We start from the raw sequence: 11114 nt of genomic DNA on the forward strand, positions 1-11114 counted from the left end.
GGAGGGTATGAGCATGTCTGAATTGACTACTATCGCTCGCCCATACGCTAAAGCGGCTTTTGAACTTGCCGTTGAAAAAGGCACGATTGAAAGCTGGAATGACATGTTGTTTTTTGCAGGCGAAGTTGCCAGCAATGAACAAGCATCAGCCATTCTAGCTGGATTGCCTACTGCTACTGCACAAGCTGAGTTATTTATTAACTTATGTGCTGAGCAGCTCAACGAACAAGGTCAGAACCTAGTTAAGGTGATGGCTGAAAATGGACGTTTGATTGCACTGCCTGAGGTTGCTCAGTTATTCGCTGCGTTTAAAGCAGAGTATGACAAAGAAATCGACGTAGATGTGATTTCGGCAACCCCTCTTGCTGCAGCGCAGCAAGAGTCATTGGTAGCGACACTTGAAAAACGTTTCGCACGCAAAGTTAAGCTGAATTGTAGTGAAGACGCTGCAGTTGTTGGCGGCCTTATTATTAAGGCGGGTGACACTGTAATCGACGGCTCAGTACGCGGTAAATTAAACCGCTTAGCCACAACACTACAATCGTAATTGGGAAAAAGAGCATGCAACTTAATTCCACTGAAATTTCAGATCTGATCAAACAACGTATTGAGCAGTTCGAAGTTGTAAGTGAAGCTCGTAACGAAGGTACTATCGTATCTGTTACTGACGGTATCATCCGCATCCACGGTCTAGCTGACTGTATGCAAGGTGAGATGATTGAGCTTCCAGGCAACCGTTATGCTATCGCACTAAACCTTGAGCGTGACTCAATTGGTGCAGTAGTTATGGGTCCTTACGCTGACCTTACTGAAGGCGTAAAAGTATACACAACTGGTCGTATCTTAGAAGTTCCTGTTGGTGCTGGCTTACTTGGTCGTGTTGTAAACACACTAGGTGCTCCTATCGACGGTAAAGGCGCTTTAGATAACGACGGTTTTGAACCTGTAGAAAAAATTGCTCCAGGTGTAATCGAGCGTCAATCTGTAGATGAGCCAGTTCAAACTGGTTACAAATCTATTGATGCGATGATTCCAGTTGGTCGTGGTCAGCGTGAGCTTGTAATCGGTGACCGCCAAACAGGTAAAACTGCACTAGCAATCGATGCAATCATCAACCAAAAAAACACAGGCGTTAAGTGTGTGTACGTAGCGGTTGGCCAAAAAGCATCTACTATTGCTAACGTAGTACGTAAATTAGAAGAGCACGGTGCACTTGCAAATACTATCGTAGTTGTAGCATCGGCTTCTGAGTCTGCGGCACTTCAGTACTTAGCACCGTTCTCGGGCTGTACTATGGGTGAATACTTCCGTGACCGTGGTGAAAACGCATTAATCGTATATGATGATTTATCTAAGCAAGCTGTTGCTTACCGTCAAATCTCATTACTACTTAAGCGTCCACCAGGTCGTGAAGCATACCCAGGTGACGTATTCTACCTTCACTCGCGTCTTTTAGAGCGTGCATCGCGTGTAAACGCTGATTACGTTGAAAAGTTCACTAACGGTGAAGTGAAAGGACAAACTGGTTCATTGACGGCATTGCCAATCATTGAAACTCAAGGCGGCGACGTTTCTGCGTTCGTACCGACAAACGTTATCTCTATCACCGATGGTCAGATCTTCTTAGAAACTGACTTATTCAACTCAGGTATCCGTCCGGCAGTAAATGCTGGTATCTCGGTATCGCGTGTTGGTGGTGCTGCACAAACTAAAATCGTTAAGAAACTAGGTGGCGGTATCCGTCTAGCCCTAGCTCAGTACCGTGAATTAGCTGCGTTCTCGCAGTTCGCGTCTGACCTTGATGATGCAACTCGTGCTCAACTTGAGCATGGTGAGCGTGTAACAGAGCTAATGAAGCAGAAACAGTACGCACCAATGTCTGTTGCTGAAATGTCTTTGTCGTTATTTGCAGCTGAGAAAGGTTATCTTAAAGATATCGAAATCTCTAAAATTATGGATTTCGAAGCAGCTTTACTTTCTTATGCAAGTAGCACATACGCAGAGCTTGTGGCTCAAATCAATGAAACTGGTAACTACAACGCCGAGATCGAAGCGCAGCTTAAAGAACTTCTTGAGAAGTTCAAGTCTACGCAAACTTGGTAATTTAGTTATTAATGGTGCGCTTTAGTTTACTAAAGCACACCTTGATTCGGAGAGAGAGTCATGGCCAGCGGAAAAGAGATTAAAAGCAAGATCGGGAGTATTAAAAATACTCAAAAGATCACTAGCGCAATGGAAATGGTTGCTGCGTCTAAAATGAAAAAGGCGCAAGAACGAGTGGCTTCAAGCCGTCCATACGCTGACAAATTACGCAAAGTAATTGGTCGTGTTGCTCAAGCAAATCTTGATTTTACTCACCCGTTCTTAGAAGAACGTGAAGTAAAACGAGTTGGTTATATTGTTATCTCTACAGACCGTGGTCTATGTGGCGGCTTAAACTCAAATGAGTTTAAAAAAGTTGCATTAGACATTAAAGCGTGGAAAGAAAAAGGTGTGGACGCTGAGTTTGCAACTTTAGGTAGCAAAGCTGCTAGCTTCTTTCAACGTTTTGGCGGTCAAGTGCTTGCTAAAAAAGCAGGCCTTGGAGATAAGCCTTCAGTACAAGACGTAATTGGTCCTGTAAAAATTATGCTAGATGCATTCTCAGAAGGTAAAATTGACCGTTTATTCCTGGTATATAACAACTTCGTTAATACCATGAAGCAAGAACCAACAATTGACCAGTTACTCCCTTTGCCAAAAGCTGAAGAAGAAGTATCTGCCCACACATGGGACTACTTATACGAGCCAGGCCCAGACGCTATATTAGAGTCTTTGCTTGTACGCTTTGTTGAGTCTCAGGTATACCAAGGTGTGGTTGAGAACGCTGCCTCTGAACAGGCTGCCCGTATGGTTGCAATGAAAGCTGCAACAGATAATGCCGGCGACCTTATGGATGAGTTACAGCTTGTTTATAACAAGGCCCGCCAAGCGGCAATCACACAAGAAATTAGTGAGATTGTTTCTGGTTCAGCCGCAGTTTAATGCTTCAGGCAAAGATTAACGAGAGGAATAGACATGAGTTTAGGTAAGGTCGTCCAAATTATCGGTGCCGTTGTGGATATTGAGTTTTCTCAAGACAACGTGCCAGCCGTATATGACGCGCTAAAAGTAACAGATGGCGATTTAGCTGGTTTGACTTTAGAAGTTCAACAACAGCTAGGTGGCGGTGTTGTTCGTACTATCGCACTAGGTACTACTGACGGTTTACGTCGTGGCGCAGCGGTAGAAAATACAGGTGAAGCGATTCAAGTTCCAGTTGGTAAAGCAACGCTTGGTCGTATCATGAACGTACTTGGTGAGCCAATCGATGAAGCTGGCCCAATCGGCGAAGAAGACCGTATGTCTATTCACCGTGCAGCGCCTTCATACGAAGAGCAATCAAGTTCAGTAGAACTTTTAGAAACTGGTATCAAGGTAATCGACCTTGTATGTCCATTTGCTAAAGGTGGTAAAGTTGGTTTATTCGGTGGTGCCGGTGTAGGTAAAACCGTAAACATGATGGAACTTATCCGTAACATCGCAATCGAGCACAGCGGCTACTCAGTATTCGCAGGTGTTGGTGAGCGTACTCGTGAGGGTAACGATTTCTACCATGAGATGAACGATTCAAACGTACTTGATAAAGTATCGCTTGTATACGGTCAGATGAACGAGCCTCCTGGTAACCGTTTACGCGTAGCGTTAACTGGTCTTACTATGGCTGAGAAGTTCCGTGACGAAGGTCGCGATGTACTTTTCTTCGTAGATAACATCTACCGTTACACGCTTGCTGGTACAGAAGTATCTGCACTTCTTGGTCGTATGCCATCAGCGGTAGGTTACCAGCCTACACTTGCTGAAGAAATGGGTGTACTTCAAGAGCGTATCGCTTCAACGAAGACAGGTTCAATTACATCAATCCAAGCGGTATACGTACCTGCGGATGATTTAACGGATCCATCTCCAGCAACTACCTTTGCTCACTTAGATGCAACAGTAGTACTTTCACGTGATATCGCATCACTTGGTATCTACCCAGCGGTAGACCCACTTGATTCATCTTCACGTCAACTTGACCCATTAGTAATTGGTCAAGAGCACTACGATACAGCACGTGGCGTTCAAACAGTTCTTCAGCGTTACAAAGAACTTAAAGACATCATTGCTATCCTAGGTATGGACGAGCTTTCTGACGAAGATAAGCAACTTGTATCTCGTGCACGTAAAATCCAGCGTTTCCTATCTCAGCCATTCTTCGTGGCAGAGGTATTTACAGGTGCGCCAGGTAAATACGTTTCACTAAAAGACACAATTGCTGGCTTTAAAGGCATTCTAAGCGGTGAATTTGATGACCTTCCAGAGCAAGCGTTCTACATGGTTGGCTCTATCGAAGAAGCTCAAGAAAAAGCTAAAAGCATGTAATTAGGAGGGTAGTATGGCAGCTATGACTGTACATCTTGACGTAGTAAGCGCAGAGCAGAGCTTGTTCTCTGGTCTAGTTGAATCGATTCAAGTATCTGGTAGTGAAGGTGAGCTTGGTGTTAATGCCGGTCACGCCCCACTACTAACTGCCCTTAAACCTGGTATGGTACGTTTAGTTAAGCAACATGGTGAAGAAGAACTGATCTATATTGCTGGCGGTACACTAGAAGTTCAACCGAACATAGTAACCGTACTTGCTGATACAGCTGTTCGTGGTGAAGACCTAGACGAGCAAGCCGCAGAGCAAGCTAAGCGTGACGCAGAAAGCCAAATGGCTAATGCGTCAGCAGCTGAATTTGATTATCAAAAAGCAGCTATGCAACTAGCAGAAGCTATTGCACAACTTCGCGTAATTCAGCAATTACGTAAAAAGTAAGCCTATCCGGTTTTAAAAGCCCACGTTATGTGGGCTTTTTTGTGCCTGTAATTTGGCTTTACACTTATATCGGTTAGCAAAGCTGGTTACAATAAGTGTAATTATTATGAATAGTTTGTTTATCATAGATTCAGCCATTATTTTTTATAATACGGCTGAGTATGTATACATGGAGTGACATGCGTAATCTAGTTAAGCTACTTTCATTAACTCCTCACTAAAACAACGGAAAAAGGAAATTGTTTTAATGGCTCTAACAACAGTAATTCTTGCTGCGGGTAAAGGTACTCGTATGCGCTCTGCCCTACCAAAAGTACTGCATAAAGTGGCAGGTAAACCTATGGTGCAGCATGTTATAGATAACGCAAAGGCACTTGGTGCAACCACCACTAATTTAGTTTACGGGCATGGCGGCGAACTATTACAACAACAACTTGCCGATAACGACGTGAACTGGGTATTGCAAGCAGAACAACTTGGTACTGGCCACGCAGTAGCACAAGCAAGCCCTCATATTAATGATGACGACACTGTACTTGTTTTATACGGTGATGTACCTCTTACAAAGCAATCAACACTTGAGCGCTTACTAGCTGCAACACCTAAAAATGGTTTGGCGGTATTAACAGTTAATTTGGTTAACCCAAATGGCTATGGCCGTATGCTACGAGAAGAGGGCAAGCTTGTAGGTATTATTGAGCAAAAAGATGCAAGCGCTGAGCAGCTACTTATCAGCGAAGTAAACACCGGCATTATGGCGGTTAACGGCAAGCTTTTAAAAACATGGTTAGGCAATCTATCTAACAATAATGCGCAGGGTGAATACTACCTTACAGATATTGTTGCTATGGCGCACAGTGAAGGTGTAGAAATCACCTCAGCACAGCCCGATCATGCAATGGAAGTTGAAGGCGCAAACAACCGCGTACAACTTGCAGGCCTAGAGCGTGCTTATCAAGCATGGCAAGCAGAAGAGTTAATGTTAAATGGTGCCACCCTAGCCGACCCTGCTCGTATTGATGTACGTGGCAATGTTAAAACAGGCGAAGACGTATTAATTGATATAAACGTTATTTTTGAAGGTAATGTAACCCTAGGCAATAACGTTCAAATTGGCCCTAACTGCGTACTTAAAAACTGTACCATAGGCGATAACGTTGTAATAAAAGCGAATACCCTAATTGAAGATGCAAGCGTAGCGGCTAAATGTACGCTAGGCCCATATGCTCGCCTGCGCCCTGGTGCGGTTATGGAAGAAGACTCGCACATTGGTAACTTTGTAGAGATGAAAAAAACCCGCTTAGGTAAGGGTTCTAAAGCAAACCACTTAAGTTACTTAGGCGACGCTGAAATTGGTGAAAAAGTGAATATTGGCGCGGGTACTATTACCTGTAACTACGATGGTGTTAATAAAGCAAAAACCATTATTGGTGATAACGCCTTTATTGGTTCAAACTCATCGCTTGTTGCCCCAGTAAACATTGGTGCAACAGCAACTGTAGGTGCAGGCTCTGTGATCACCAGTACCGTTGAAGATGAGCAGCTTGCAATAGCACGTTCTAAACAGCGTAATTTAACGGGCTGGAAACGCCCGGTTAAAAAATAATTATAAAAGGCTACTTAGGTAGCCTTTTTTATTTCAGTTGAAGTTTAAACTGTTCTTTATAGCGCCTAGATAAGTTAAGCATCTTACCTGTAGTTAGTTTTATTTCACTATCGCCACTAGGTAGCGGTGTTATAGATTCTATTCTATCTAGATTTACACCATGACTGCGGTGGACTCTGCAAAAGCCTTTATCTTCTAGTTGCTCACTTAGTGCTGTTAGGGTCATTCTTAAAGGGTAAATAGACGTGCCAATATACAAGTTTACATAGTTGCCCGATGATTCAAGCCAATCAACATCGTCTATTTTTACAATAAACTCTTTACCATGCTTTTTTACAAGCAAACGGTTTAGAGTGGGTGTTGCTTGTTGCTCGCTTTCTTCTATAGAAGATGCCTCCCCAATTAATTGCTGAACGACATATTGATATACTTTTATGAGCGCAATAAAAAATATAAAGCTTATAGCATCCTTTTGGTATTCGTATATTAATTCAAACCAACTCAAACCAAAATCATAAGAGCGACCCCAAGCTAAATATACAAGCTTGCGACTGCCTACCATAATAGCAATATGTAACATGCTAAATACAATTGAAGCGCCAAAATACATACCCAATGAAGCAGGTATTTTATGCCATTTAAAAGGTGTGTTATTCAAAAACCAAATTAAAGCCGGAAACATAAGCAAAGATCCTAACGCGCTTGAATACTCCCATACAAATGGCTCCCAAATTAAAAATGGTAAATCTCCTGATCTTTTTACCTCCATGATTTGGGTTGTTGCATTTACGGTATTATTAATTAATACGTAAGCACACAGTAATACTGATGCGTATAAGGTTTGAAAACGCTGAAAGTGTTGTAGGTTCATAGTATGTGCTTATATTTATGTGGTGGGTTTATCCCTAAATACCACCGTTTATCACTATTGCCTGTAATATAAGCACTTATGAATAGTTTTTGCGAGTCGTTTAAGTCTTACTAGTACCAATAGGTATACATTGGTTTTAGCATGAATAAACAATTACACGTAACAAACCGCCATTACTTTCTTGATTGGCTGAGAGTCATTGCGTTTGCTGTACTTATTTTTTATCACATTGGCATGTTGTACAGCGAAAACTGGGGCTTTCACTTTAAAAGCACTTATATATCTCACTACGTAGAGTATTTTTTGTTGGTGTTTGCTCCTTGGAGAATGCTACTGATTTGGTTTATATCTGGAGTAGCACTTCGCTTTATGCTCGATAAAGTGAGAGGTGTTAAATCAAATGCGTTATTTGTTTTAAATCGCTCTATTTTTATATTACTACCATTGCTGGTGGGGTTATGGTTAATAGTTCCCTTTCAGTTGTATGCAGAAATGTCGCAAAAAAGCGTAATAGACATAACGTATTGGCAGTTCTACTTAGCGTTTTTAGATATTAATAATGAGATGTTTGCTAATTACCAGTCTGGGGTATGGCCGCACGTAGATGTAAATCATTTATGGTATTTACGCTCTCTTTGGCAGTTTATGCTTATCATTATTTTATTTTCACTATTCATGAAACTCCCTTTTTTTATGCCTTTACTCAAGTTAGGTAAAGTGAGCCTGCCATTACTGGTAAGCTTATTAGTCATAGCCATGTTGCTTACACATAACTACTTAGAAGGAGATGCTGTAAGGGAGGCTAACGGCTTTATATTTCTATTTATAGGGTATCTGTCAGCCAAACACGATTATTTTTGGGCGAGCCTAAAACACTATTATTGGGTGTTATGTGTAAGCTTTACCCTGCTGTGTATATACATATTAATGGCTTACCAAAACGTATTTGATTTACCTAGTTATATTTTTACTACTATATACAATATTCAAAGAGTACTGGGAGTGCTTACCATGCTTGCACTCGCACAGCATTTTTTAAACTTTAAAACTAATTACTTAAAAACATTTAATAGCTGGGTGTTCCCTTTTTATTTATTGCACCAAAGTGTACTCATAATCCTATGTTTTGTTTTGCAGCCTTTAGAGGTAGGTTCTTTTATTGAACCACTCTTGGTTGTTATTGGTACATGGTGTATTTGCGCGGTTATTACATTAATAGTGACACGTATTGATATTTTAAGGCCTTTAATAGGTGTTAAAACTCAAAATAGCTATTCCAAGCCTTATAAATTATTAGGTTATACAGTAAGCCTTATTCTTGTGTGCCCCTTAGCATTTAAACTCGTTTTTTAAGTTAAAAAAGCTTTATTAAAAGTGCCATAGCTTTGTCATACCTGTGTGTTGTTATTTTGTTCAATACCACACTAAGGAAAATAACAATGTTAAAAAGGTCACTTATAGCACTTTCACTCATATCAATATTAACGGGTTGCTCACTAGATGGAGATGACGGCCAAGACGGCACGCAAGGTATCCAAGGGGAGCAAGGCACAGCGGGTCAAAATGGTACTAACGGCACCAATGCAAACTCTGCGTTAAATATCAGTTTAGTAGGCCGCGCTGTACTTAATGCCCAAAGCCCCGAAGGTGCAGCCGAAATAGTCGCATATCAAGCATCTAAAAAGTGGATTTACGCCATTAACAGCTCTGGTGATGAAGCAGTAGTGAATATTATACCCGCCGACACCTTTGATACGGCGGCCCTTGTTCAAGATAACGAAGGGATAGTGAGTGCAACTAACCTAACATCAACCATTACCCTTACCTTAAACGACAACACCCCAGGCGATGCAAACAGCATAGCAATAGATGAAAACAACCAAATGCTAGCTGTGGCTATGGCTGCTAAAAATGTGGGCGAAGCGGGTCAAATTGCATTTTACGACATAAGCGGCGATACACCCGCCTTCATAAAAAATGTACCAGCGGGCTTTTTACCAGACATGGTGACTTTTAACCACGACGGTACAAAAGTAGTTGTAGCCAACGAAGGTGAACCTAATGGCGATTACAGTATCGACCCAGAAGGCTCTGTGAGCATAATTAATATAGTAGAAGGTGTAGTAGCTGATACGGCAACTAATATTGACTTTACTACTTACAATAGTCAGCAAGCTGAGCTTGAATCTGATGGATTTGTGTTTGCTAACCCTACAGGGCGCACTATTAACGGAAATGTAATAAATACGACAGTAGCTATGGATTTAGAGCCTGAGTACGTCAGCATTTCTAAAGATAACAACTATGCCTACGTATCAATTCAAGAAAATAACGGTCTCGCTATTATTAACCTAGAAGATAATAGCGTAGAGCTAAAAGCGCTAGGCTTTAAAGACTGGTCAGATTTACAAATAGATGCATCAGATAAAGACGGCGGTGTTAATTTTAAATCGTACCCAGGGCTTTATGGTATGTATCAGCCAGATACAATTTCAAGCTTTAGCTGGAAAGGCGCAAACTTTATAGTATCGGCAAATGAAGGTGATGCACGCGAGTACTTCTTTGATGTAACAGATGAAGCAGACTGCACAGCAAAGGGCGGCCTAGATTACGATGAAGATGATGGCTGTCTTGCCTATATAGATGAAAGCCGCGTTGAAGATTTAACGCTTGCAGCTAATTTTGACTACTTAAATAACGACGATGACGATATAGGCCGCTTGAAGGTAAGCACTGTAAAAGGTGATACGAATGACGACGGTCAATACGAATCGCTTTATGCCTATGGTGCACGCTCATTTACTATTTGGGACAGTAATGGGCTGGTGGTATTTGACTCAGGCGATGACATAGGTCGTATTACCGCATCGGTTCATGGTGAAGCCTTTAATAACAATGAAGATGAAAACGAAGGTGACACACGCTCAGATGATAAAGGCGCAGAACCCGAAGCGCTAACAATAGGTACGATAGACGAACGCACTTTTGCCTTTATAGGTCTTGAGCGCATGGGCGGGATTATGGTTTACGATATTACCAACCCTTACGATGTGCAATTTGAAGATTACTTTTATAACCGTGGTGTAATAGAAGGGGCAGATATAACCGGCGACCTTGCACCCGAAGGCATGGTGTTTGTACCTGCCGAACAAAGTGCGACAGGCGAGCCACTGCTTATAATCGGTAATGAGATCTCAGGTTCTATAGCTGTATGGCAAATTGCAGCAAATTAAAACCAACAAAGCAGTACAGTGATTGCTAAATGTACTGCTTTTTCTAACGCGCAAATATTAGCTGTAAAATAGCGACTTAACATGCGCGTTTTTTAATCTAAAATCAGCCCGCAGGCCTTTATTTGTATGCGTTTCATACTAAATTCATTTATTTGTCAAAAAGCTGAAATAAAACATTGACCCTCGCTCGAATCTCCCTATAATGCGACCCCACTGAGACGGGAAACGCTGAAGCATAGCAAGGCACAACGGCTCAGAGAGTTAAGTAAAACTTCGGTTTTAAATCTTCTAAAAAGAAAGTTTAAAATTAAGTGTTGACTCGAAAAATAAAGGATGTATTATACGCATCCCTAGCGACAACGTCGCAACGTTCTTTAACAATATAAAGCAATCATCTGTGTGGGCACTCGTACAGATTGAGTTCTAACAGCCAAGCTACTTAGGTAGTGAGGCAAACAAATTTAGAGTCTCAATTGAAACTGAGTGACCAACAGCAATAACTTACTTAGGTTTTACTTAAGAAAA

At 41.6% G+C, this 11114-nt stretch carries 9 protein-coding genes; 8 read left to right on the forward strand and 1 reads right to left on the reverse strand.

What is annotated here, in order from left to right; genetic code table 11:
• Positions 1–13: 13 nt before the first annotated feature.
• From atpH to glmU, 6 genes are all read left to right on the forward strand, one after another.
• Positions 14–547 (forward strand): F0F1 ATP synthase subunit delta, encoded by a 534-nt coding sequence (atpH, locus tag OIZ54_RS19495; protein ID WP_004588073.1) that lies wholly within the window; start codon positions 14–16, stop codon positions 545–547.
• 14 nt (positions 548–561) lie between these two features.
• Entirely contained in the window at positions 562–2103 is a 1542-nt protein-coding gene (gene atpA, locus OIZ54_RS19500; protein WP_004588074.1) for a F0F1 ATP synthase subunit alpha, read from the forward strand.
• A 60-nt stretch (positions 2104–2163) separates the two neighbouring features.
• Positions 2164–3024 carry a F0F1 ATP synthase subunit gamma gene (gene atpG / locus OIZ54_RS19505; RefSeq protein ID WP_004588075.1) on the forward strand — a complete coding sequence of 287 codons (861 nt, stop codon included), beginning with the start codon at positions 2164–2166 and terminating at the stop codon, positions 3022–3024.
• Positions 3025–3057: 33 nt separating this feature from the next.
• Positions 3058–4443, forward strand: coding sequence for a F0F1 ATP synthase subunit beta (gene atpD / locus OIZ54_RS19510; RefSeq protein WP_004588076.1), 1386 nt, complete (start codon positions 3058–3060; stop codon positions 4441–4443).
• 13 nt (positions 4444–4456) lie between these two features.
• Entirely contained in the window at positions 4457–4879 is a 423-nt protein-coding gene (locus tag OIZ54_RS19515) for a F0F1 ATP synthase subunit epsilon (RefSeq protein WP_004588077.1), read from the forward strand.
• Positions 4880–5126: 247 nt separating this feature from the next.
• A complete protein-coding gene (glmU, locus tag OIZ54_RS19520; RefSeq protein ID WP_024032124.1) occupies positions 5127–6485 on the forward strand; it encodes a bifunctional UDP-N-acetylglucosamine diphosphorylase/glucosamine-1-phosphate N-acetyltransferase GlmU in 1359 nt (452 codons plus the stop codon).
• 28 nt (positions 6486–6513) lie between these two features.
• Here glmU and OIZ54_RS19525 read toward each other — a convergent pair whose 3' ends face one another.
• Positions 6514–7356 carry a LytR/AlgR family response regulator transcription factor gene (locus OIZ54_RS19525; protein ID WP_024032123.1) on the reverse strand — a complete coding sequence of 281 codons (843 nt, stop codon included), beginning with the start codon at positions 7354–7356 and terminating at the stop codon, positions 6514–6516.
• A gap of 141 nt (positions 7357–7497) precedes the next feature.
• Here OIZ54_RS19525 and OIZ54_RS19530 point away from each other — a divergent pair, with 141 nt between their 5' ends.
• Together OIZ54_RS19530 and OIZ54_RS19535 are read left to right on the forward strand one after the other, a co-directional pair.
• Positions 7498–8709 carry an acyltransferase family protein gene (locus OIZ54_RS19530; RefSeq protein ID WP_264391095.1) on the forward strand — a complete coding sequence of 404 codons (1212 nt, stop codon included), beginning with the start codon at positions 7498–7500 and terminating at the stop codon, positions 8707–8709.
• An 86-nt stretch (positions 8710–8795) separates the two neighbouring features.
• Positions 8796–10589: a choice-of-anchor I family protein gene (locus tag OIZ54_RS19535; protein ID WP_264391096.1), complete on the forward strand. Its 1794-nt coding sequence runs from the start codon at positions 8796–8798 to the stop codon at positions 10587–10589.
• Positions 10590–11114: the final 525 nt, after the last annotated feature.

It is taken from the genome of Pseudoalteromonas sp. A3, assembly GCF_025942345.1.
GTDB classification, from domain to species: Bacteria; Pseudomonadota; Gammaproteobacteria; order Enterobacterales; family Alteromonadaceae; genus Pseudoalteromonas; species Pseudoalteromonas atlantica.

Bases quoted from the DNA above. Each gene is read 5' to 3' on its own strand.
- atpH (WP_004588073.1), top strand. From the start codon at position 14: ATGTCTGAATTGACTACTATCGCTCGCCCATACGCTAAAGCGGCTTTT.
- atpA (WP_004588074.1), top strand. From the start codon at position 562: ATGCAACTTAATTCCACTGAAATTTCAGATCTGATCAAACAACGTATT.
- atpG (WP_004588075.1), top strand. From the start codon at position 2,164: ATGGCCAGCGGAAAAGAGATTAAAAGCAAGATCGGGAGTATTAAAAAT.
- atpD (WP_004588076.1), top strand. From the start codon at position 3,058: ATGAGTTTAGGTAAGGTCGTCCAAATTATCGGTGCCGTTGTGGATATT.
- OIZ54_RS19515 (WP_004588077.1), top strand. From the start codon at position 4,457: ATGGCAGCTATGACTGTACATCTTGACGTAGTAAGCGCAGAGCAGAGC.
- glmU (WP_024032124.1), top strand. From the start codon at position 5,127: ATGGCTCTAACAACAGTAATTCTTGCTGCGGGTAAAGGTACTCGTATG.
- OIZ54_RS19525 (WP_024032123.1), bottom strand. From the start codon at position 7,356: ATGAACCTACAACACTTTCAGCGTTTTCAAACCTTATACGCATCAGTA.
- OIZ54_RS19530 (WP_264391095.1), top strand. From the start codon at position 7,498: ATGAATAAACAATTACACGTAACAAACCGCCATTACTTTCTTGATTGG.
- OIZ54_RS19535 (WP_264391096.1), top strand. From the start codon at position 8,796: ATGTTAAAAAGGTCACTTATAGCACTTTCACTCATATCAATATTAACG.